Origin of the sequence: Flavobacterium lacus, assembly GCF_003268815.1 — a bacterium.
Taxonomy (GTDB): domain Bacteria; phylum Bacteroidota; class Bacteroidia; order Flavobacteriales; family Flavobacteriaceae; genus Flavobacterium; species Flavobacterium lacus.
Genome location: NZ_QLSV01000005.1, coordinates 207,351 through 231,130 on the forward strand (window position 1 = coordinate 207,351; position 23,780 = coordinate 231,130).

The window sequence follows — 23,780 nt, forward strand, 5'->3', positions numbered from 1 at the left end:
AAATTATACTCTTCCTTTCAACGCATTAAAAACCCAAGCGATGGCAAAAAAACCAAAGCCTACGGTGGCAAATCCCCAACCGGCAACATCGGCATAGCGATAAATTCCCAATCCGATTAAAATTAACCCCATTAAAATCATAATAAAAGTTGCCCAAGCCAGGACCGTGTTTTTATTCATTCCCATAATTTAGTTTTTTTTGTTTTGGAGTGGCAAATATCGGTAATATTTAAAGATTTTTTAAAGACTAGTTAAAGATTTTAACTAACATTTCTTTCAATAAATCCGATTCGTGCAATTGATTCGCTCCAACTCCTTTACTTTTCACATCAATGTCACGCAAAGTGGCAACAATTGAACTGACTTTTTTCATGGGATAATTTTTCAAAGCCACATCATAGTCCTTTACAAAATAAGGGTTTATCTTCAACACACTCGCCACATTTTTAGGATTTTTATCTTTTAAACCATGGTATTGCAGCACTTGAGAAAAAAACGAAAAAACCATTCCGGTTGTTAAAACCATTGGATATTCTTTTTTGTTTTGAGCAAAATGATCGGCAATTCGATAGGCTTGCAACTGATCACGATCGCCAATTGCTTTTCGAAATTCAAACACATTAAAATCTTTGCTAAATCCTATGTTTTCTTCAATATGATTCGGATTGATGACGGTTCCTTTTGGCAAAATAATTTGCAATTTGTCTAATTCATTGCTAATTCGGCTCAAATCGGTTCCTAGAAATTCGACTAACATAGCAGAAGCTTTGGGTTCTATCGAATAATCTTTTGGTTTCAAAACTCTTGAAATCCAGGCCGCTACTTGATTTTCATATAATTTTTTACTTTCAAACAGCAGTCCAATTTTATCAATTGTTTTGGTTAATTTTTTCCGCTTGTCTAAGGTTTTATATTTGTAGGCAATAACCAAAACTGTTGATGGTTGTGGATTATCGGCATAACTTTCCAATCTATCAATCGTTCTGGATAGTTCTTGTGCTTCTTTCACAATCACAACTTGTCTTTCGGCCATCATAGGATAACGTTTAGCGTTCGAAATGATATCTTCTACCGATACATCTCTTCCGTACAAAACCATTTGATTGAATCCTTTTTCCTCTTCCGACAACACGTTATCTTCGATATATTCAGTTAATTTATCAATATAATAAGGTTCTTCACCCATTAAAAAATAAATAGGTTTGATATTTCCGTTTTTAATATCGTTGATGATTTTTACAATTTCGTCCATTCTACTAACTGTTGGCAGTTCGCTTTAAATAATTAAATTTGCGGTATGCAAAAACTGAATTTTCCCGACTTTTCCTTTCGCTTCAAAAATAGTGAAAATAAAGTGTTGGTGTTTGATGAAATCAGGAAAAAATTTATTGTGCTCACTCCAGAAGAATGGGTCCGCATTCATGTGGTGCAATTTCTTATCCAAGAAAAGAATTATCCAAAATCATTAATTAATGTTGAAAAAGTAATTAAAATTAATGGTTTAGTAAAACGATATGATGTTGTTGTTTTTCAGCCAAATGGAAATATTTTTTTAGTAGTTGAATGCAAGCAAACAAACGTTTTGATAAACCAAACTGTTTTTGATCAAATTGCACGGTATAATCTTACATTAAAAGCTGATTATTTAATGGTAACCAATGGATTGAATCACTATTTTTGCCAAATGGATTTTGAAAAGGAAAGTTATTTGTTTTTAAACGATATTCCGAATTACAATTTAATCGTAAAATAATCTTGAAAAAAATCGCAGTTGTTATTCTCAATTGGAACGGAGCAAAATTACTCAAAGAGTTTTTGCCTTCGGTCGTTAATTATTCGCAAGAAGCCACTGTTTATGTGATTGATAATGCTTCTACCGATGATTCATTGTTGGTTTTAAAGGAAGAATTTCCATCGGTTCAACTTATTCAAAACAAAGCTAATTACGGTTTTGCACAAGGTTACAATGAAGGTTTACAATGTATTGAAGAAGAAATTTATTGTTTAGTTAACTCAGATATTGAAGTGACCGAAAATTGGCTCATTCCTATTCTATCGCTTTTTGATAAAAATCCAAACACAGCTATTATTCAACCTAAAATTTTAGATTACAAGAATAAAGCTTACTATGAATATGCCGGCGCAGGTGGTGGTTTTATCGATAAATTTGGTTATCCGTTTTGTCGCGGACGTATTTTTGATACGATAGAAAAAGATAATGGTCAATATGATGATACTCTTCCGGTTTTCTGGGCTTCCGGAGCTTGTTTTTTTATTCGAAAAGAAGTTTACAGAGAATTAAACGGTTTTGATGCCGATTTTTTTGCTCATCAGGAAGAAATCGATTTATGTTGGCGAAGTTTCAATCGAAATTATAATACTTTTTATTGTGGGTTATCAACGGTTTATCACTTGGGAGGAGCAACTTTGGCAACCTCAAATCCGAAGAAAACTTTTTTAAATTTTAGAAATTCATTGGTGATGCTCACTAAAAACCTTCCCAGCAATCAATTAATTATCATCATTGTTGGAAGAATGATTTTAGACGGAATTGCCGGAATTCAATTTTTAGTCAAAGGAAAATTCAATCATACTTTTGCAATTCTAAAAGCTCATTTTTCATTTTACGCTTTGTTAATCAAAACACTACGTAAACGAGAGATCAAAATAAAGACTAACTATTATAAAATTAATACTATTGTTTATACTTATTTTGTAAAAAATTGCACGATATTTGATAATAAATTTTAACATTAGTTTATCTATCAAAATGTAATTCTATTGATAGAATGGCGTTAATTTTGTAAAATTAAAAACAAAGTCAAAAATCATGAAAAAAGTAGTTTTATTACTGTCAGTTGTTGCCTTAACATTAGGCTCTTGTGGTACAAAAAAGAAAATTGCAGCCTTAGAGGCACAAAACAAAGAATGTCAAGACTTGTTGAATTCTACCACGGTTAAATTAAACATGTGTTTATCTGAAAAAGAATTATTAGCCAATCAGGTGAGTGATTTAAAGAAAAACACTTCGGACTTAATCAATAACATGGGTAATTTGACAACTTTGACCACTAAAGGCGCAGAAAACCTTGAAAAATCGTTAGAAAGTTTAAAAGAAAAAGATTTAAAAATTTCTCGTCTACAGGATGCTCTAACGAAAAAAGACAGTGTTACGTTGGCTTTAGTAACTAGTTTAAAAGGAGCAGTTGGAATTTCTGACCCGGATATTCAAATTAATGTTGAAAAGGGCGTTGTAATGATTTCTATTGCCGATAAATTACTTTTTAAATCAGGAAGTTATGAAATTAGCGACCGTGCTAAAGAAATTTTAGGCAAAGTTGCAAAAGTAGTAAACGACAAACCTGACTTTGAATGTATGGTAGAAAGCCACACAGACAATGTTCCTTATAAAAATGGTGTATTATTAGACAATTGGGATTTGAGTGCAAAACGTGCTACAGCAGTTGTTCGAGTATTAACTAATACGCACAAAGTAAATCCGCGTCAGTTAATTGCAGCTGGTAGAGGTGAGTTTTTACCTTTGGTAGAAAACAACACCGTTGAAAACAGAGCAGCAAACAGAAGAACAAGAATTATTGTAATGCCAAAAATAGATCAGTTTTATCAAATGATTGAAACAGAAATGAAAAAACAAACCGGAAAATAATTTTCTGAATTGATTAAAATTAAAAATACCCCAAATAATGGCTAATTATTTGGGGTATTTTCATTAAATACATTTATTCTTTTCAAACATAAGGAACTATTTGTTATTTTAATTGAAAATTTTGTTTCGCTTGAACCAAAATAAATTTCCTACCTTTACCTAGTCATTTAATAACTTACATTTTGTAATGAGAATACTTAAGTATATTTTACTGCTGGTTTTATTAATCATACTTGCTTTTTCAGTTTATCTTTCAACTCAAGATGGAACATTTTCTGTATCAAAAAGTAAATTGATTAACCTAAACAAATCAACTCTTTTTCAATATGTAAATGACTACCAGAATTGGGAATCATTTTATTACTTAAATGATAAAACCAGAAAAGTTAACTATCCCAAAAACACTCTTGGTGTAGGGGGTTCATTCGATTGGATTGGAACAAATGGAAACGGTTCTGTTAAAACTATTTTTATAAAAGAGAACGATAGTATTGCACAAAAAGTTTCACGAAACAATAATTTATGGGATGCATATATCACATTTAAAGATACCGTTGGGGGAACAAAAGTAACTTGGAATACTTCTGGAAAATTAAATTTTATGGAAAAATTTGAATCCCTGTTTTCCGGTGGTTTTGAAAATAAATTAAGTAATGATTTTGAAAATAATCTTGTCGCATTAGAAAAAGTTCTTAGCAAAGAAATATCAACTTATTCCATTGATTTAGAAGGTATTGTAGAGGTTTCGCTTCAAAAATATTTAAAGCGTGAGGGACAATCTAGTATTTCTGGGTTTTATACTGTACTTCAAGAAGTAATGCCTTTATTGTATAGCTTTGTTCATGAAAATAAAATAAAAACCAACAGACAAAAATTTGTTGTTTTTGATAACTATGATGTTACAAATGACAAAGTGGATTTTGCAATTGCCACAACATTAAACGAAATTATTTATACAACACCCGAAAGTGAATTTACAGTAGATAGCATTCAGTCTCATCGTGCGTTAAAAATTGTATTAAAAGGCGATTATTCTCATAGTAAAGAAGCTTGGGATAAAGGATTTGACTACCTTAAAAAAAATAATTTAGAACAAAATTACAATGGAGCTTTTAGAGAAGTTTATGTAAAAAACAGAACCGATGTAAAGCAACCGTCGCAATGGATTACAGAAATATATATGCCTGTTATTCAAAAAGCCAACGCTATTAACCAAGAAGTTTCCCCATCTGCAACTCCAACAGAATAAACTTCGTTTTATAATCAAGATCATCTATTAAACCTTTTTGTATATTCACAGTCTTAACGTACAAACACGGTTTTGCAAGACGAAAAAGCTTTTATAGAAGCGTTATTAAACCCTAATACGCAACAAAAATCCTTTCAGGAGTTGGTATCGCAGTATCAGCGACCGCTCTATGCACATATTCGTAATTTGGTTTTAAATCATGATGATGCTGATGATGTTTTGCAAAATACATTTGTAAAAGTATTCAGAAATTTAAATGGATTTAAAGGAGAAAGTAAACTTTTTTCGTGGATCTATCGAATTGCAACCAATGAGGCATTGACTTTTTTGCAACAAAAAGCAAAACGATTTCAAACAACAAGCGAGGATTATTTACAACAACAAACCGAAAAAATGCAAGCCGATGACTATTTTGATGGTGATGAAATTCAGTTAAAATTACAAAAAGGCATTGCTCAACTCCCCGAAAAGCAACAACTAGTGTTTAAAATGAAATATTTTGAAGAATTAAAATATGAAGAAATATCAGAAATTTTAGGAACCACAGTAGGGGGCTTGAAAGCTTCCTATCACATAGCCGTTAAAAAAATTGAAGAATATTTATCGCATGATTAAACCATTTATGATTTTTAGAGTCAAACAAACATGAATCCAATAGATTTACATAAGCATCCAAAAATTAAAACTGGCTTTAAAGTTCCCGAAAATTACTTTGACGAACTTGAATCTAAAATTTTGAGTCAGATTGATAACGAAGAGCCAAAAGTCATTCAACTTAAATCGTATCGAAAATACTGGTTTTCTGCTGTCGCTGCAGTTGTGATTTTGGCTGTAAGTATCCCGTTATATCAAAATTGGAAAATCAACTCTACTCCTCTTGATAACGAATCCATCGAACAATATTTGAGTTATCAAACAAATGTTTATACGGAAGATATCATAAGTCACTTAGATGATTCAGACGTGATTTCCTTACAAAAAAAACAATCTTTAGAATCTGAAACAATTGAAAAATATTTGCTTGAAAGCGAATTGATAGAACAATATCTTATAGATTAATAAAAAACACCATGAAAAAAAGTTCCATTTATTCCATTCTTATTTGTTTGATTTTTGTGTCAATGAGTTTTGCTCAGGGCGGAAAAAGAGAGAAAATTAAAACATTAAAAACAGCATTTATTACTACTGAATTGTCTTTAACGCAACAAGAAGCAGAAAAATTTTGGCCTATTTATAATGCTTTTGAAGAAAAGCAATTTGAATTACGCCATGAAAAAATGAAATCGTATATGAAACGAATGGATTCTGATTTAGATACAATGTCTGAAAAAGAAGCGTCAAATTTACTTGCTCAAATGGAAAACGTAGAAGAAGAAACGCATCAATTGAGAAAGAAATTAGTAGCTGATTTAAAAAGTGTAATTAGTTCACATAAAATCATCAAACTTAAAAAAGCGGAAGAAGATTTTAATCGAAATTTATTAAAACAATACCGTGAAAATCGCTCGACCAAACGAAATTAGTTTGACGTAAATTTTATTTTGATAATCTTATTCTTTCCGGCAGCAATGGCATTTCGTTCATTAATGAATCGAATGGTATGCAAGTTTTTTTCATCGCTGATTTTTTTCCAAAAATTACCGCTATCGTCAGAAAAATAGATTCCTTGAGGACCAACACTAACCGTTAAAAGCCCACCCGATTCAGGCACGAATTGAATGCAGGAAGTATAACCAAACCCTTCTCCATCTGAAATTAAAGCCCAAGTTTGTCCGCTATTAATTGTTAAAGCTTTATTTTTAGAATTTTCATCTTGATTTTCATAATCTCCACCAGCGATTATTCCGATTGTATCATTGTAAAAATCGGCTGTAAAAATTCCTGCCATAGGTTTTCCTTGATTCATTGGAGTGTCGAATACCGACCATGTTTTACCTTTGTCATTTGAAAAGAAAACTCTTGCTTTGGTTCCTCCGGTCACAATCCAAGTATTATTACCTTTTACAACTAAACTACTGTTACTAGCAGCAAAACCGGCTTCTCCTGACACTAATTTAGGCAAATCTGAACACGGAACTTTTGTCCATGTACTCCCACCATCTCTAGTGATTACAACAGAGAGACATCCATTTTGTGGATCGCCCATAGCAATTCCTTCATAATCATTCCAAAATTGAATTCCGTTATAAAAAGCGTTGAGATGATTATCTTCAAAAACCTTAGTAATCAAATTATCCTTTTTTGAAATTTGATAAATTACCGCTGGTTTCTCGGTACTAATCAAAAATATAGATGAGCTGTTTTTAGCTATTCCTCTAAAATGAGGATTAACTGAATCCAAAGTAATCTGACCAATATATTTTTTTGATTTATCAAAGGTACAATAACCATAAGTGCCTTTATCCGTTGCATACCAAACTTTATCTTTTTCTAAAGTAATGGCTCTAACACTCATCGAATCAATTAAAAGCGTATCAATCTCAACTCCGGTAAAGGGTGCTCGTAAATTTGGCTTTGGTTTTTTTTCAACAGTAGTACAAGAAACTAAAAAGATTAAAAGGAGAATTTCACAAATTTTACGCATTTTACTAAAAATTTATACAAATATAGAAACAAAATTATTTTTTTTCAAGTACTTTTTTACAATATATTCTTATTAAAAAATTATCAAAAAAAGTATTGGCACAAAAATTGTATAATGATTAAAAGAAAAGTTAGCTACACTATAAACTTTAAATACTCAACGTTATGAAAACTACATTATTAACCCTTTGTGTTTTGTTTGTCGGGATGACAAGTATAAATGCCCAAGATAGAACCACTGTGCGAGCAAATTCTATTGATATTAGCGATAACTTAGATTTGAGAGCTGTTGCCCACATTTTTGGTGAAGCTTCGAATTTAGAAGATTTTGAAAGAAGATTAAATGATCCTTCAAATCCTATTTCTAATTTAGATTTAAACAATGATAATCAAGTTGATTATTTGCGTGTGATTGAAGTAGTGGAAAACGGAACACATTTAATCATTGTTCAATCTGTTTTAGGGAGAGATATGTTTCAAGATGTTGCGACTGTTGAAGTTGAAAGAGACCGCAATAACAATGTTCAAGTTCAAGTTGTGGGAGATGTTTATATGTATGGATCAAATTATATTTATGAGCCAATTTATATTCACAGACCAATCATTTTTAATACGTTTTGGGTACATTCCTATCGACCGTATTACTCTTCCTGGTATTGGGGTTATTATCCGACCTATTATTATGCTTGGAATCCTTGGCCAATCTTTCGATACAGAAATCATGTAAATGTTTTTGTAAATGTAAATAACACTTGTCATTATGTTAATCACAGAAGAAGTGCAAGAGCCTTTGCAATGCACCAAACAAGGAGATCTAATTATTATGAAACGCAACATCCTACCCGATCGTTTTCAACGCGAAACAATGGTGTTAACAATAGATATGAATTAACGCAAACCAGAGCCACCAGAAGTCAAGGCAACAATTCTAATTATTCGGTAGGAGGCACTAGAAACAATCAACTTTCTGAAGCTTCATATACTGGAACCAGAAACAATGACGTACGTGCAAATGTAAATCAAGGTAGTACCAGAGTACAAAGCAATGGATCAATACGTTCTAATGATATGGCGATTAATACACCCAGAAATTCAGTTGGTTCTACAAAAGGCAATACAAGAAGTTCCGAAATTAGAAGTAATAATTTTGCAACGATTGAAAATTCAACTCCAAGAGTGAGAAATAATTCTTCCTCAGCAAGTCCGATATTGTCAACGCCGAGAAACACACCAAGATCCAGTGCTTATACTTCTGGAAGTTCTAGTAATGTTCCAAAAGTAGAATCTACACCACGTTCTTCCTCTAGTCAAATGAGTACACCCAGAAATACATCTATTCCAAAATCACAATATACGCCAAGTTCTTCTTCAAGTCAAATAAGCACACCAAGAAGTTTTCCGGCTCCAAAAGTGCAATCGACTCCACGTTCTTCTTCCGGTCAAATAAGTACACCGAGAAGTTCTTCGGCTCCAAAAGTACAATCGGCTCCACGATCTACTTCAAGCCAAATGAGTACCCCAAGAAGTTCTGGTTCTTCTAGATCTGCTAGCTCAGGTACTGGAAGTTCTGCAAGAAGAGGTTAAGTTTAAGTTATACAATTACAAAAAGCAGCAAAATCAAAATTGAGATTGCTGCTTTTTTCTATAAAAACTTTTTTATACTTTAGAAAGTAGTTGAAGAGCACTGAAGAAAGAACAAAAGAAAAAAGTATTGCTCTTTAAATCAGAAAAGTTAAGGATGCAATAATGTATTTTGTAGAAATTATCAGTAAAGACATTTGAGAAAACAAAAAAACCACCTGAAAAACAGATGGTTTGATGTGACCCAGTCAGGATTCGAACCTGAGACCTACTGCTTAGAAGGCAGTTGCTCTATCCAGCTGAGCTACTGGGCCATTCGTCGGGGTGGCAGGATTCGAACCTGCGGCCTCCTGCTCCCAAAGCAGGCGCGATAACCGGGCTACGCTACACCCCGAAAAAAAGCGGAGAGACAGGGACTCGAACCCTGGCGACAGTTACCCGTCGACAGATTAGCAATCTGCTCCGTTACCACTCCGGCACCTCTCCTATTCTGCAAAGAACTTAGCTTTTTTGCGGTTGCAAATGTAGCTTTTCATTCTTTAGTTTACAAGTATTTATACTATTTTTTTGATAATTATTTTGCTTTTGTTTAAAATGACTTCAAAGTCAAATACATAGACAAAATATTGAAAAATTAAATTTGTACGACTTTAGCAGTAAATCATAACTATTAAATATGCCTTTTTAAACTTAAAAATTACAAAAAATATAATTTATGTGCTAAAAATAGCTGTAAAATAGTTAATTTCGCAATCTAAACAAACATATACTAGGTTATGAATAAAAAAGTAGTCATTGTTTCTGCAGTTAGAACACCTATTGGTAGCTTTATGGGAGGTTTATCCACTGTTACTGCGCCACAATTAGGAGCAATTGCCATTCAAGGTGCATTAGCAAAAATAAATTTAGATCCAAAATTGGTTGATGAAGTTTTAATGGGTAACGTGGTGCAAGCCGGAGTTGGTCAGGCTCCTGCTAGACAAGCTGCCATTTTAGCCGGATTACCAAACACTGTTCCATGTACAACTGTGAACAAAGTATGTGCCTCTGGAATGAAAGCCGTTATGCAAGGTGCACAAGCCATACAATCTGGTGATTCCGAAGTGGTGGTTGCCGGCGGTATGGAAAACATGAGTTTAATTCCGCACTACATTCATTTGCGAAATGGCTATAAATTTGGACCAACATCAATGGTAGACGGAATGCAAAAAGACGGATTAACGGATGCGTATGACAACAATGCCATGGGTGTGAGTGCAGATTTGTGTGCGTCAGAATATAAAATTTCAAGAGAGGAACAAGATGCTTTCGCTATTCAATCGTATGAACGTTCGGCCAAAGCATGGTCTGAAGGAAAATTTGATTCGGAAATTGTTCCGGTATCCGTTCCACAACGAAGAGGCGAGCCAATAATTATTTCAAAAGACGAAGAATTTTCGAATGTAAAATTAGATAAAATACCGGGTTTAAATCCTGCTTTCACTAAAGAAGGAACAGTTACCGCAGCAAATGCCTCAACCATAAACGACGGTGCAGCGGCTTTAATTTTAATGAGTGAAGAAAAAGCACTTTCGCTAGGATTAAAACCATTAGCCTACATTAAAAGCTATGCAGATGCAGCACATGAACCGAAATGGTTTACAACTGCTCCGGCAAAAGCATTACCTAAGGCGTTAGCCAAATCTGGTTTTTCAATTAATGACGTTGATTTTTTTGAATTTAATGAAGCGTTTGCCGTAGTTGGTCTAGCTAATGCAAAAATTTTAGGTCTTGATGGTTCAAAAATAAATGTAAATGGTGGTGCCGTATCATTAGGTCATCCACTGGGTTGCTCGGGTGCAAGAATTATTGTTACTTTGCTAAATGTATTACAACAAAACAATGCTAAACTTGGAGCTGCTGCAATTTGCAACGGTGGCGGTGGTGCGTCAGCAATTGTAATAGAAAGAGCATAACCAGTAACACTATTTTTCATGTACGGAATCTGCAATTTAGCCATCATTCCACTTAGAATAGAACCCAATGACCGAAGCGAACAAGTTTCGCAAGTATTGTTTGGTGAACATTTCGAAATTCTCGAACAACTCAAACAATGGTTTAAAGTTCGTTTGCAGTATGATAATTATGAGGGTTGGATAGACTCCAAACAATGTCAGATTATTTCGGAAAGTGATTTCCATGAAATTTCTAATTGTGCTCAAATTTTAAATTATGATTTAGTCGAATACGTAACAACTATAGATGATTCGCTTATTCCAATTCCGATTGGTGCTTCCGTATCATTTTTAAATTTCGAAGGAATCAACAAAAATAACTTTGAGTTTGAAGGATTGAAAGTTACTGGAATAAAACCTAAAAATAATTTGATTAAAACCGCTTTTCTGTATTTGAATGCTCCCTATCTTTGGGGTGGCAAAACACCCTTTGGGATTGATTGTTCAGGTTTTACACAGATGGTTTATAAACTTAACGGACACAAACTGCTGCGTGATGCCTCTCAGCAATCTACTCAAGGTGAAGCGTTGAGCTTTATTGAAGAAAGTGAACCGGGCGATTTAGCTTTCTTTGATAATGAAGAAGGAAAAATTATTCATGTTGGTATTATTATGAATGACAATTACATCATTCACGCCAGTGGTAAAGTTAGGATTGACCGTTTAGATCACCTAGGAATTTATAATGCGGAGACAAATCGTCATACACATAAACTTAGAGTTATTAAAAAAATTATATAAAAAAATCCCGAGAAATCGGGATTTTTACTTTTTTTATCAAATTGTCATTTGACTAGTTCATAGTTGCTTTCAAAGCTTTATACTTATCTGTCATATCTAATGAAGTATAAACATTTAAAAGGGTTTGTTTTGCTTCAATGTTACCAGGTTCTAACTCAACAACTTTTTCCAAGTAGGGTAATGCAACTCTAAATACTTTTTCTCTTTCTCCTTTTAATTCATCGTAACGCTTATTGTCTTTGGCAGAATTTCCTAAAGTATTCATTTCCTCAACAATTTTGACGTCAACATCTAACTTTAAAATGGCTAAATTTAAATAGGCATTTGAATATTTCGGGTTTAACTCAATGGCCTTTAGATAATATTTTTCTGCTTCAGCTTCATTTTTTGATGTTCCTGCAATTACTCCTAAATTATAATATAAATCCGCATCATTAGGTGATTTTCGCAAAACCTCTTCAATCACTCTTTTGTAAGAAGTATAATCTTTGGCTTCCAAATATAAATTTGCTTCTGTTAATGCCAAAGATGTATCTTCAGGATTATCTTTTTTAGCATCGATAATGGCTTGTAAAGCCTTCTCTTTCTGTCCTTTTTCAACTAAAATTAGAGCATAATTTTTATAAATCTCTCCTCTTTTAGAAGGGATTTTTTCATCCCTAGGATCGGTATGAAGTTTCATTTTTACGGAACCATCCCTATCTTGCTTAGAATTAAAAGACTCCTCTAAACCATTTAAAACACTTTTGGCATAATAAGCAACACCTTTGCCGGAATAATTCAATTCTTTTAACTTTTCATAATGCGAAAGAGCTAAATCATAATCTTTTCCATTAACGGCACTACCGGCTGCATAATAAAGGTAAATTGTGTCTTTTGGACTCAAGCTGTAAGCATCATACAATTTTTCTGCACTTTCTTTAAATCTTTTTTCATCACTATCTTTAACTGCAGAAGTTACTAATTTGTTTTTTACATCTATCAAAGATTGTTCCGCTTGAACAGAATATTTTTGCTTTCCAATTTTTTTCTCTGTAGACAACAATTCTTGATACGATTTTGCCGCGGCTTTTAAATTCTTGCCTGCTTCCATGTTTTTATTTGCCAATTCTAGCAAAGCATTACCTTTTAGGAAATAAAATTGGGCTTTTTCTTGGTCACTTGCACTACCAATGACACCTTCTGCTGCTGCCAAAGCATTTTTAACAGCAGTTGGTTCAAAGTTTTTAATTGCTTTTTCTAACGCTTTCAATTGATCTTTTTGAGCATAACCGCCCAAACTCAACATCAAAGCAAAAGCTGAAATGATGTATCTACTTTTCATTGTAAATCTAATTTTAGTTACTATTTATTTATTCTTCGGTTTCTTCATTTTCCTCTTCAGAATCGGTTTCGTTGTCAAAATCGGTTGTTTCTGAGGGAGAAATTTCTCCTGCAACTGCAGCAGAAACATCTTCAAATTCTACTTCTTCAGCCACTTCTTCTTTCATAACTTTCGTAACCGCAGCAATGGAATCATTTCCTTTGATGTTGATTAATCGGACACCTTGTGTGGCTCTTCCCATTACTCTTAAATCTGAAACTTCCATTCTGATGGTTAATCCAGACTTGTTAATAATCATCAAATCATCGGCATCCGTTACGCTATTAATCGAAACTAATCTTCCTGTTTTTTCAGTAATGTTAAGGGTTTTTACCCCTTTTCCTCCACGGTTTGTGATACGATAGTCTTCTAATGAAGAACGTTTTCCATAACCATTTTCAGATACTACTAAAATTTCACTGCTCATATCATTTACAGAAACCATGCCAATCACTTCATCTTTTTCATCCGCTAGAGTGATTCCGCGAACTCCTGAAGCTCCTCTTCCCATCGGACGTGTTTTACTTTCTTCGAAACGAACCAATTTACCGGATTTTACTGCCACTAAAATTTGACTGTTTCCATTGGTTAATTTTGCTTCCAATAACTCATCATCTTCACGAATGGTAATCGCGGCAATTCCGTTCACTCTCGGACGAGAATATTGCTCCAACAACGTCTTTTTAACCTGACCTTGTTTGGTTGCCATAATCACATAATGACTGTTGATGTATTCTTCATTTTTTAAATCTTGGGTACAAATAAAGGCTTTTACTTTATCCTCATTTTCGATGTTGATTAAGTTTTGAATCGCTCTTCCTTTTGACGTTTTACTTCCTTCCGGAATTTCATACACCCGCATCCAGAAACATTTTCCTTTTTGAGTGAAGAACAACATATATTGATGATTGGTCGCCACAAACAAATGCTCTAAGAAATCTTGATCTCTTGTTCCTGCACTTTTTTGACCAACCCCTCCTCTATTTTGTGTTTTGTATTCCGATAGGTTTGTACGTTTGATATATCCGGCGTGTGAAATGGTAATAACTACATTTTCATCAGCAATTAAATCTTCGATACTCACATCACCCCCTGCATATTCGATCACAGAACGTCTTTCATCGCCATATTTATCACGAATTTCAACTAACTCATCTTTGATAACTTGCATTCTCAGCTCTTTGTTGGCTAATAATTCTCTTAAATGTGTTATCAACTTCATGATTTCTTCGTATTCGGCACGCAATTTATCTTGCTCAAGACCGGTAAGTTGACGCAAACGCATTTCTACAATTGCACGAGCTTGAATTTCGGATAACGAAAATCGTTCGATTAATTTTGTACGAGCTTCATCACCATCTTTCGAACCTCTAATCAAGGCGATTACTTCGTCAATATTATCTGAAGCAATGATTAAACCTTCTAAAATATGAGCTCTTTCTTCCGCTTTACGCAAATCGAATTTTGCTCTTCTAACCACTACTTCATGACGGTGTTCCACAAAATAATGAATCAATTCTTTTAGATTCAACATTTGCGGACGACCATTTACTAACGCAATATTATTTACGCTAAACGAAGATTGTAATTGAGTATACTTATATAGGGTATTCAACACCACATTCGGAACCGCATCACGTTTTAATTCGTACACAATTCGCATTCCGTTTCTATCCGATTCGTCACGGATATTCGAAATACCTTCAATTTTTTTATCGTTAACTAAATCGGCCGTTTTCTTAATCATATCAGCTTTATTCACTTGATATGGAATTTCGGTTACGATGATAGCATCTTTTCCATTGCTTTCTTCAAAAGCAATCTTGGCACGCATCACGATTCGACCACGACCGGTTTTGAAGGCTTCACGAACACCTTCATAACCATAAATGATTCCACCTGTTGGGAAATCGGGTGCTTTGATGTATTCCATCAATTCATCAATTTCAATTTCAGTGTTGTCAATGTAAGCCAATGTTCCATTCACAACTTCAGTAAGGTTGTGAGGGGGCATATTTGTTGCCATACCAACTGCAATACCCGACGCTCCATTAATCAAAAGATTAGGAACTTTAGTTGGCATTACTTTTGGCTCGTATAACGTATCATCAAAATTTAATTGAAAATCAACGGTTTCTTTTTCTATATCGGCCATAATTTCTTCCGAAATCTTTTGCATTCTGGCTTCCGTATAACGCATCGCTGCCGGACTATCGCCATCGACTGAACCAAAGTTACCTTGACCATCTACCAAAAGGTAACGCAAACTCCATTCTTGAGCCATACGGACCATTGCATCATAAACTGATGTATCGCCGTGCGGGTGATATTTACCTAAAACTTCTCCAACAATTCTAGCCGATTTCTTGTGGGCTCTATTCGAAAAAACTCCTAGATCATACATTCCGTAAAGTACTCTACGGTGTACAGGCTTTAAACCATCTCTAACATCAGGTAGTGCACGTGAAACAATAACTGACATCGAATAATCGATGTAGGCTGATTTCATTTCGTCTTCGATGTTAATAGGAATTAACTTTTCTCCTTCAGACATAAGTATTTATATATTAAAATTATAGTTATTTCAAAACGTGCTAATATATGGATTTCAATAGTTTTTTCAAACTAAATGACAAAGTAATTTATATAATTTATTAACAAAAACAAGGTGTTCTTTGGTTAATAATTAATCAGAACTTTAACTTTCATATTCCAAATATTTTTTGTCAATTAGCTGACAAGAGATATGAATGGGAATAGTTTTTGCATTTACCAACCATATTTAGTAAATTTACCTCTAAAAAAGAAGTGCTATGGATGATAATTTTTCGCCAAGAGTCAAAGATGTAATCACTTACAGTAAAGAAGAAGCCTTGCGTTTAGGGCATGATTTTATTGGAACTGAACATTTGATGCTTGGAATTTTGAGAGATGGAAACGGTAAAGCAATTACTATTTTGAGTAATTTGGATATTGATTTAGACTATTTACGCAAAAAAGTCGAAATTTTGAGTCCGCCTAATCCAAATGCAGAAGTGGGTAACGAAAAGAAAAACCTTCACCTTACCCGTCAAGCGGAAAGAGCTTTAAAAACAACTTTTTTAGAAGCCAAAGTTTTTCAGAGTTCTTCCATCAGTACGGCACATCTTTTGCTTTGCATTTTGAGGAATGAAAACGATCCGACAACAAAACTTTTAAACAAGCTAAAAATCGATTACGATATAGCGAAAGAACAATATTTGAATATGATACCGAATAACAACGAAGACGAATACACTGACAGCTTTCCAAAAAATGAATCGTTTAATGAAGATTCAGGACAAGATGACAGTTTGAAAGAGGGTAATTTCAATAATCCGGCGAGCAAAACCAATAAAAAATCGAAAACACCTGTTTTAGATAATTTTGGGCGGGATTTAACCGAAATGGCCGAAGAAGGAAAACTTGACCCGGTGGTGGGTCGCGAAAAAGAAATTGAACGTGTTTCTCAAATTTTAAGCCGAAGAAAGAAAAATAATCCGCTTTTAATTGGTGAACCCGGTGTGGGTAAATCGGCCATTGCCGAAGGTTTAGCCTTGCGAATTATACAAAAGAAAGTATCTAGAATTTTATTCAATAAACGCGTGGTTACGCTAGATTTGGCGAGTTTAGTTGCCGGGACAAAGTACCGTGGACAATTTGAAGAACGAATGAAAGCGGTGATGAATGAATTGGAAAAAAATGACGACATCATTTTGTTTATCGATGAAATTCATACCATCGTTGGTGCCGGCGGAGCAACCGGTTCGTTGGATGCTTCTAATATGTTTAAACCTGCTTTAGCCAGAGGCGAAATTCAATGTATTGGTGCCACAACGTTAGACGAATACCGTCAATACATTGAAAAAGATGGTGCGTTAGAGAGACGTTTTCAAAAAGTAATTGTCGAGCCAACCTCGATTGAGGAAACCATTACTATTTTGAACAATATTAAAGGTAAGTATGAAGATCATCATAGTGTGACGTATACGCAAGAAGCCATTGATGCTTGTGTAAAATTAACTAGTCGTTATATGTCTGATCGATTTTTGCCGGACAAAGCCATTGATGCATTAGACGAAGCCGGTTCACGCGTTCACATCACCAACATCGAAGTGCCAAAACAAATTTTGGAACTGGAAAAACAATTGGAAGATGTTCGTGAATTGAAAAATACCGTCGTTAAAAAACAAAAATACGAAGAAGCGGCTAAGTTGCGAGATGATGAAAAACGCATCGAAAAAGATTTAGCAATTGCGCAGGAACAATGGGAAATTGATTCTAAAAACAATAGAATTACCGTTACCGAAGATAATGTTGCCGATGTAGTTTCGATGATGACCGGAATTCCTGTAAACAGAATTGCTCAAACTGAAAGCAATAAATTAGCTCATTTACCCGAATTGATCAGAGGAAAAGTAATCGGTCAAGACGAAGCAGTAATGAAAATTGCCCGTTCTATTCAACGAAATCGTGCCGGATTGAAAGATCCAAATCGTCCGATTGGTTCCTTCATTTTCTTGGGACAAACCGGTGTTGGAAAAACGCAATTAGCCAAAGTTTTAGCGAAAGAATTGTTCGATTCTGAAGATGCTTTGGTTCGAATTGATATGAGTGAATACATGGAAAAATTTGCGATTTCCAGATTAGTCGGTGCTCCTCCGGGATATGTTGGCTATGAAGAAGGTGGTCAATTAACCGAAAAAGTGCGTCGCAAACCCTATTGTGTTGTTCTTTTGGATGAAATTGAAAAAGCCCATCCAGATGTATTTAATATGATGTTACAGGTCTTGGATGATGGTTACTTAACCGATAGTTTAGGTCGAAAAATCGATTTTAGAAATACAATTATTATTATGACTTCCAATGTGGGAGCTCGTCAATTAAAAGATTTTGGTCAAGGTGTTGGTTTCGGAACGGCAGCAAAAGTTTCACAAGCGGATGATCATTCGAAAAGTGTGATTGAAAACGCATTGAAGAAAACCTTCGCTCCTGAATTTTTGAATCGGATTGATGATGTGATTGTGTTTAATGCATTAGAAAAAGAACACATCGATTTAATCATCGAAATCGAACTGAAAAAATTATATGCTCGAATCAAAGATCTAGGTTATACCTTAAATTTATCTGATAAAGCAAAAGCATTTATTGCCGAAAAAGGTTTTGACAAACAATTTGGAGCTCGACCGTTAAAAAGAGCCATTCAAAAATATGTGGAAGATTCATTAGCCGAAGAAATTATCACTTCTAAAATTGGAGAAGGCGACGAAATTTTTATGGATATTGAAGACGATGCTCAAGAATTGAATGTAAAAATTCAAAAAGCAGAAAAACCAACGAGTTAAAAAATAATTTTATTTACTGCCACGAATTCACGAATTATAGCTATTTTTAATTCTGAATTCGTGGCTTTTTTTTATCATCATCAATTAAATCATGTTAGACAATAAATTAATTTTAGGTAGCGAAGAATGGTGTTCCTTTCCTAACTTAGGTATCCCAACTATTAAAGCTAGAGTTGACTCTGGAGCCAAAACCTCTGCCCTACATGCCATCAATATCAGTCCGTTTATCAAAGATGGCGAACACTGGGTAAAATTTGACATTAACCCAATTCAAAATAATGTCAAAACCATCATTCACTGTCAAGCCCCCTTAATTGATAAACGAGTGGTAAAAAGTTCTAGTGGTTTTCGCGAACAACGCTTTGTGATTCAAACGCAACTTAAATTGGGCGATTCTAACTGGGTAATTGAAATGACGCTAACCAATCGCGATTCTATGGGTTTCCGCATGTTATTGGGTCGTGAAGCCATGAGTGGAAGAACCATGGTTGACCCGGAGCGAAAATATTTGTTGGGCGATAATTCAACCGACAAATTAAAAGATTTATATCCGGATGTTTTAAAAGAAAAAAGCGGACTTCGAATTGGGTTATTAGCCAGTAATCCTGAATTGTATAGCAACAAACGCATTATGGAAGCCGGTGAACGTCGCGGACACGAAATGCAATTTCTAAACATCAAAGAATGTTATATGAAATTGGATGCCGACACACCTGAAATTCATTATCGAGGTGGGAAAATTTTGAATGAATTGGATGCCGTTATCCCGAGAATTCGTCCGAATATTACGTTTTATGGTTGTGCGTTAACCCGTCAATTTGAAGCGTTAAAGATTTTTTGTTTGAATTCTTCTTCGGCCATTACGCAATCACGTGATAAATTATATTCGTTGCAATTGTTATTAAATAACGGAATTGATATTCCAACCACCGGATTTGCCAATTCACCATTAGATACTGATGATTTAATAAAGATGGTTGGCGGAACCCCATTAATTGTAAAACTACTAGAAGGAACACAAGGAAAAGGAGTTGTTTTGGCAGAAACTAAAAAAGCAGCCGAAAGTGTAATCAACGCGTTTAAAAGTTTGAATGCAAACATTTTAGTGCAAGAATTCATTAAAGAAGCCAACGGAAAAGATTTACGTTTGTTTGTGATTGACGGAAAAGTAGTGGCTACCATTCAACGAGAAGCACTGGCTGGTGAATTTAGAGCAAACATTCATTTGGGAGGAACTGCATCAGTTATCAAACCAACGCGTGAAGAGAAAATCATTGCTGTAAAAGCTGCCAAAGCGATGGGATTAAAAGTAGCCGGAGTGGATATTATTCGCTCGAGCAAAGGACCACTTTTGTTGGAGGTAAATTCGTCTCCGGGTTTAGAAGGAATTGAGGGTGCGACCAATAAAGATATTGCAGGTGAAATGATCAAAGCGATTGAGAAGAATTTTAAAATTACAAATCAAAATATACAGCTAGACTAAAATATAGTTGTAGTTCTATTTTGAGTTCTATTTTTACCCAATTCGTAAACCATTTACAACTTTTTGATCAGAGGACAATAGCACAATATCATGCTCTGCTCCTAACGAACCAAGCACTAAACATTCACTCATAAATTTCCCGATTTGCTTTTTGGGAAAGTTAACTACGGCCACAATTTGCTTTCCTATTAATTCTTCCTTTCGGTATCGTTTGGTGATTTGTGCCGATGTCTTTCTAATGCCAATTTCACAGCCAAAATCAATTGTTAATTGATAGGCTGGTTTTCGGGCTTCCGGAAAATCATTTACAATGACTATGGTTCCAATTCGCATTTCTACTTTATCAAATTCTTCCCAAGTAAGCATACTAAATTATTCTTAAAAATTTAAACTCAAAAATAAGAATATCAATCTAAAAATTCTTAACTTTAAGCATTAACTTATAAAATGTATACGCAATAATGGCCAGAACAGAATCTAACATGATTTCTTTGGGAACTTTAGCTCCAAACTTTCATTTAAAAGACACTAATTCAAATGATTTTTTCACGTTTTCAGCTTGTAAAGGTGAAAAAGGAACACTCGTTTTTTTCATTTGTAACCATTGTCCATTCGTACATCACGTTTTAGAAGAAATTTTATTAGTAGCCAATGATTACCGCGTGCAAGGAATTGGAATGGTGGCGATTTCGAGTAATGATGTGGAACAAGTTCCCGAAGATAGTCCGAAACTGATGACTGAATTTGCTTTTGAAAACAGTTTTGACTTTCCCTATTTATATGATGAAACACAAGAGGTAGCTAAAGCTTTTAATGCAGCTTGCACTCCCGATTTCTTACTTTATGATAGTCAAGATAAATTGGTTTACCGAGGTCAACTGGATGATTCTCGTCCTGGAAACGGTATTCCATTAAGTGGAAGCGATTTACGGGGTGCCATCGATGGTTTATTGTACAATCGAAGCATCAATCCTATCCAAAAGCCAAGCATTGGTTGTAATATTAAATGGAAAAAATAAATGGAAATTATTCATATTAGTGCCGAATGTTATCCGGTAGCAAAAGTGGGCGGTCTCGCCGATGTAGTCGGAGCTTTACCCAAGTATCTAAACAAATTAGGTCATTATGCCAAGGTAGTTGTGCCGGGTTATGACAATAAATTCACGAATGAAAACGAATTTGAAACCGTTCATCAAGGTCAATTGCGATTGGGCTGGTTTCAATTTTCATACACTATTCTGAAAGAAAAAACCAATAAATTAGGATTTGAGTTGTATTTGATAGCTATTCCTGAATTATTTGACCGACCTAATGTTTATTCCTATCAAGATGACACGGAACGTTTCACCGCTTTTGAAGTAGCTTTCTTGAATTGGTTAACCGAAACGAATCAAGTTCCGGATGTTATTCATTGTCACGATCATCACACCGGATTGATTCCGTTTATGATGTCGCACGCACCAATTTATCAACATTTGAATCGTGTTCCAACGGTGTTAACCATTCATAACGGGCAATACCAAGGTTGGTTTGGGTTTGACAAATTGCATTATTTACCGCAAGTGAGTTCGTCTCGATTAGGATTTTTAGAATGGAACGGCATCATCAATCCACTAGCTTCTGCTATAAAATGTGCTTGGAAGGTCACCACCGTTTCGCCAAGTTATTTGGATGAAATGAGTGAAAAAGCGAATGGTTTAGAAAATCTATTGCGATTTGAAAGACCAAAATGTCTCGGCATTTTAAACGGAATTGACAACGAAGTTTGGAATCCTAAAACCGATGAAATGCTCGACTTTAATTATGATGTGAAAACCTTAAAAGATGGAAAATCGCAGAATAAGAAGTTTTTGTGTGAGCAATTTAATTTAGACCCAACCAAACCACTTTTTACTTTCATCGGAAGATTAGTGGGTGAAAAAGGAGCCGATTTATTACCTGAAATTTGCAGCATTGCCTTGAGCCGAAACCCGAACGAAATCAATATTTTAATTTTAGGTTCTGGAGATTCAAATGTGGAACATGGTTTAACACAATTAACGCATTTCTACAGCGGAAATTATAACGCCTACATTGGTTACAACGAAAAATTAGCTCACATTATTTATGCCGGAGCAGATTATTTATTGATGCCTTCCCGTGTTGAACCGTGTGGTTTAAATCAATTGTATGCGTTGCGATACGGAACAATTCCCATCGTGAGAAGAACCGGAGGATTAAAAGATACAGTGCTAGATATTGGCGATGGCGGATTTGGAATTTGCCATGATCATACTAGTGTTTACGATGTAAATCATTCCATTACGAGAGCAATCGATTTGTATAACGACACCAAACTTTTTGAATCAACCAGAAAAACGATCATGCAAATTGACCATTCGTGGGATAAAGTTGCACAAGAATATATCGATGTTTACCAATCATTAAAAAACTAACACATGAAAAAAGAAGTATTAGCCATCATTTTAGGAGGAGGACAAGGATCTCGATTGTATCCGTTAACCGAGAGTCGTTCAAAACCTGCTGTTCCGATAGCAGGAAAATATCGTTTGGTGGATATTCCTATCTCAAATTGTATCAATTCAGACATTAAACGAATGTTTGTATTGACACAATTTAACTCGGCATCGTTAAACCAACACATTAAAAACACCTATCATTTTAGCTATTTCAGTACAGCATTTGTAGATATTTTAGCCGCCGAACAAACTCCTGATAATCCCACTTGGTTTCAAGGAACAGCCGATGCAGTTCGCCAATGTATGCAACACTTTTTAAATCACGAATTCGATTATGCCTTGATTTTGTCCGGGGATCAATTGTATCAAATGGATTTTAATTTGATGTTGGAAGCTCATCAAAAAAGTGGTGCTTCTATCACCATAGCTACACTTCCGGTATCAGCTAAAGAAGCTCCAGAATTTGGAATTTTAAAAACAGATGAAGAAAGTTTTATATCTTCCTTTATCGAAAAACCGTCAACTGATTTATTACCTCAGTGGACCTCTGATGTGAGTGATGAAATGAAAAATGAAGGAAGACATTATTTGGCTTCAATGGGAATTTATATCTTCAATCGAGAATTATTGATTGAATTGATGAAAAATCCGGACACCAAAGATTTTGGTAAAGAAATTATTCCGCAAGCCATTGGAAAACAAAAGATTTTAAGTTATCAATACGAAGGATATTGGACAGACATTGGAAATATTGATTCCTTTTTTGAAGCTAATTTAGGCTTAACTGATGATATACCAAAATTCAATTTATTCGATAATAACAGTAAAATTTATACTCGTGCGAGGGTTTTACCACCCGGAAAAACATTAGGAAAAACAACGATTGAAAAATCAATTGTTGCCGAAGGTTGCATTTTAAACGCTGCTATTATTGAACATTCTGTAATAGGAATTCGTGCTCGCGTAGACGAAGACACAATCATAAAAAATTCGTATGTAATGGGTAGCGATTACTATCAAAACTTAGATGAGTTAAATAGTAACATCGCCAATGATATCAAAAACATCGGGATTGGAAAACGTTGTTACATTAACAACACCATTGTAGATAAAAATTGTAGAATTGGGAATGATGTTTACTTAAACGGAGGAAAACACCTAGAAGAAATCAACACCCCTTTGTATACCATCAAAGAAGGTATTATTGTGGTGAAAAAAGGAGCTACTTTACCAGACGGATTTAGGATAGAATAAGCTGCTAAAAACAACTGAAAAAGGTTTATTGAAAATTTTGATA

21 protein-coding genes and 3 tRNA genes are annotated in these 23,780 nt (G+C 34.5%); 15 read left to right on the forward strand and 9 right to left on the reverse strand.

The annotated features are described in order from the left end of the window. Nucleotides 1–3 precede the first annotated feature (3 nt). Entirely contained in the window at nt 4–186 is a 183-nt protein-coding gene (locus B0I10_RS06900) for a CAL67264 family membrane protein (protein WP_112085772.1), read from the reverse strand. Between the two features lie 61 nt (nt 187–247). Next, nucleotides 248–1,252, reverse strand: coding sequence for a DNA polymerase III subunit delta (holA, locus tag B0I10_RS06905; RefSeq protein WP_112085773.1), 1,005 nt, complete (start codon nt 1,250–1,252; stop codon nt 248–250). A 45-nt stretch (nt 1,253–1,297) separates the two neighbouring features. Between holA and B0I10_RS06910 the strand changes: the two genes are divergently transcribed. The 7 genes from B0I10_RS06910 (at nt 1,298) to B0I10_RS06940 (ending at nt 6,439) form a co-directional block, all read left to right on the forward strand. Continuing rightward, nucleotides 1,298–1,753: a type I restriction enzyme HsdR N-terminal domain-containing protein gene (locus tag B0I10_RS06910; protein ID WP_112085774.1), complete on the forward strand. Its 456-nt coding sequence runs from the start codon at nt 1,298–1,300 to the stop codon at nt 1,751–1,753. Nucleotides 1,754–1,755: 2 nt separating this feature from the next. After that, a complete protein-coding gene (locus B0I10_RS06915; protein WP_112085775.1) occupies nt 1,756–2,751 on the forward strand; it encodes a glycosyltransferase family 2 protein in 996 nt (331 codons plus the stop codon). Nucleotides 2,752–2,830: 79 nt separating this feature from the next. Beyond that, entirely contained in the window at nt 2,831–3,667 is an 837-nt protein-coding gene (locus B0I10_RS06920; protein ID WP_112085776.1) for an OmpA/MotB family protein, read from the forward strand. Between the two features lie 187 nt (nt 3,668–3,854). Further along, nucleotides 3,855–4,916: a GyrI-like domain-containing protein gene (locus B0I10_RS06925; protein WP_112085777.1), complete on the forward strand. Its 1,062-nt coding sequence runs from the start codon at nt 3,855–3,857 to the stop codon at nt 4,914–4,916. Between the two features lie 72 nt (nt 4,917–4,988). Then, nucleotides 4,989–5,531 (forward strand): RNA polymerase sigma factor, encoded by a 543-nt coding sequence (locus B0I10_RS06930; RefSeq protein ID WP_112085778.1) that lies wholly within the window; start codon nt 4,989–4,991, stop codon nt 5,529–5,531. A gap of 30 nt (nt 5,532–5,561) precedes the next feature. Then, nucleotides 5,562–5,975, forward strand: a complete 414-nt coding sequence (locus B0I10_RS06935) for a hypothetical protein (protein WP_112085779.1) — start codon at nt 5,562–5,564, stop codon at nt 5,973–5,975. Between the two features lie 11 nt (nt 5,976–5,986). Continuing rightward, nucleotides 5,987–6,439 (forward strand): sensor of ECF-type sigma factor, encoded by a 453-nt coding sequence (locus tag B0I10_RS06940; RefSeq protein WP_112085780.1) that lies wholly within the window; start codon nt 5,987–5,989, stop codon nt 6,437–6,439. Here the strand turns inward: B0I10_RS06940 and B0I10_RS06945 are convergent. Further along, complete coding sequence (locus tag B0I10_RS06945; protein ID WP_112085781.1) at nt 6,436–7,500, reverse strand: sialidase family protein; 1,065 nt, start codon at nt 7,498–7,500, stop codon at nt 6,436–6,438. The two genes, B0I10_RS06940 and B0I10_RS06945, sit on opposite strands and share 4 nt — an antisense overlap. A 164-nt stretch (nt 7,501–7,664) precedes the next feature. Here B0I10_RS06945 and B0I10_RS06950 point away from each other — a divergent pair, with 164 nt between their 5' ends. Beyond that, nucleotides 7,665–9,083, forward strand: a complete 1,419-nt coding sequence (locus tag B0I10_RS06950) for a hypothetical protein (RefSeq protein ID WP_181456908.1) — start codon at nt 7,665–7,667, stop codon at nt 9,081–9,083. A gap of 237 nt (nt 9,084–9,320) precedes the next feature. On the opposite strand, the gene B0I10_RS06955 is transcribed toward B0I10_RS06950, so the two are convergent. The 3 genes from B0I10_RS06955 to B0I10_RS06965 all read right to left on the reverse strand — a co-directional run bounded on the left by B0I10_RS06955 (nt 9,321) and on the right by B0I10_RS06965 (nt 9,566). Then, nucleotides 9,321–9,394: transfer RNA gene (locus B0I10_RS06955), tRNA-Arg, on the reverse strand. Nucleotides 9,395–9,399: 5 nt separating this feature from the next. After that, nucleotides 9,400–9,474, reverse strand: a tRNA-Pro gene (locus B0I10_RS06960). 8 nt (nt 9,475–9,482) lie between these two features. Then, nucleotides 9,483–9,566, reverse strand: a tRNA-Ser gene (locus B0I10_RS06965). A 290-nt stretch (nt 9,567–9,856) separates the two neighbouring features. On the opposite strand from B0I10_RS06965, the gene B0I10_RS06970 reads away from it, so the two are divergent. Both B0I10_RS06970 and B0I10_RS06975 read left to right on the forward strand, forming a co-directional pair. Continuing rightward, entirely contained in the window at nt 9,857–11,035 is a 1,179-nt protein-coding gene (locus B0I10_RS06970; protein ID WP_112085782.1) for an acetyl-CoA C-acyltransferase, read from the forward strand. A gap of 18 nt (nt 11,036–11,053) precedes the next feature. Next, the gene (locus B0I10_RS06975; RefSeq protein ID WP_112085783.1) at nt 11,054–11,815 is read left to right on the forward strand and encodes a C40 family peptidase; all 762 of its coding nucleotides are present in this window, start codon (nt 11,054–11,056) and stop codon (nt 11,813–11,815) included. A 52-nt stretch (nt 11,816–11,867) separates the two neighbouring features. On the opposite strand, the gene B0I10_RS06980 is transcribed toward B0I10_RS06975, so the two are convergent. Both B0I10_RS06980 and gyrA read right to left on the reverse strand, forming a co-directional pair. Further along, entirely contained in the window at nt 11,868–13,139 is a 1,272-nt protein-coding gene (locus B0I10_RS06980) for a tetratricopeptide repeat protein (RefSeq protein WP_112085784.1), read from the reverse strand. A 28-nt stretch (nt 13,140–13,167) separates the two neighbouring features. Beyond that, complete coding sequence (gyrA, locus tag B0I10_RS06985; RefSeq protein ID WP_112085785.1) at nt 13,168–15,732, reverse strand: DNA gyrase subunit A; 2,565 nt, start codon at nt 15,730–15,732, stop codon at nt 13,168–13,170. A 259-nt stretch (nt 15,733–15,991) separates the two neighbouring features. Here gyrA and B0I10_RS06990 point away from each other — a divergent pair, with 259 nt between their 5' ends. After that, nucleotides 15,992–18,541, forward strand: coding sequence for an ATP-dependent Clp protease ATP-binding subunit (locus B0I10_RS06990; protein WP_112085786.1), 2,550 nt, complete (start codon nt 15,992–15,994; stop codon nt 18,539–18,541). A 91-nt stretch (nt 18,542–18,632) separates the two neighbouring features. After that, entirely contained in the window at nt 18,633–20,024 is a 1,392-nt protein-coding gene (gene rimK / locus B0I10_RS06995) for a 30S ribosomal protein S6--L-glutamate ligase (RefSeq protein ID WP_112085787.1), read from the forward strand. 33 nt (nt 20,025–20,057) lie between these two features. On the opposite strand, the gene B0I10_RS07000 is transcribed toward rimK, so the two are convergent. Beyond that, entirely contained in the window at nt 20,058–20,390 is a 333-nt protein-coding gene (locus B0I10_RS07000) for a tRNA-binding protein (protein ID WP_112085788.1), read from the reverse strand. Between the two features lie 95 nt (nt 20,391–20,485). Here B0I10_RS07000 and B0I10_RS07005 point away from each other — a divergent pair, with 95 nt between their 5' ends. From B0I10_RS07005 to B0I10_RS07015, 3 genes are read left to right on the forward strand one after another with little or no spacing between them, the layout of a single operon-like run. Further along, nucleotides 20,486–21,043: a thioredoxin family protein gene (locus B0I10_RS07005; protein ID WP_112085789.1), complete on the forward strand. Its 558-nt coding sequence runs from the start codon at nt 20,486–20,488 to the stop codon at nt 21,041–21,043. Beyond that, a complete protein-coding gene (locus B0I10_RS07010; RefSeq protein WP_112085790.1) occupies nt 21,044–22,459 on the forward strand; it encodes a glycogen synthase in 1,416 nt (471 codons plus the stop codon). It begins immediately after the preceding gene. A gap of 3 nt (nt 22,460–22,462) precedes the next feature. Further along, on the forward strand, nt 22,463–23,737 hold the full coding sequence (locus tag B0I10_RS07015) for a glucose-1-phosphate adenylyltransferase (protein ID WP_112085791.1): 1,275 nt from the start codon (nt 22,463–22,465) through the stop codon (nt 23,735–23,737). Nucleotides 23,738–23,780 lie beyond the last annotated feature (43 nt).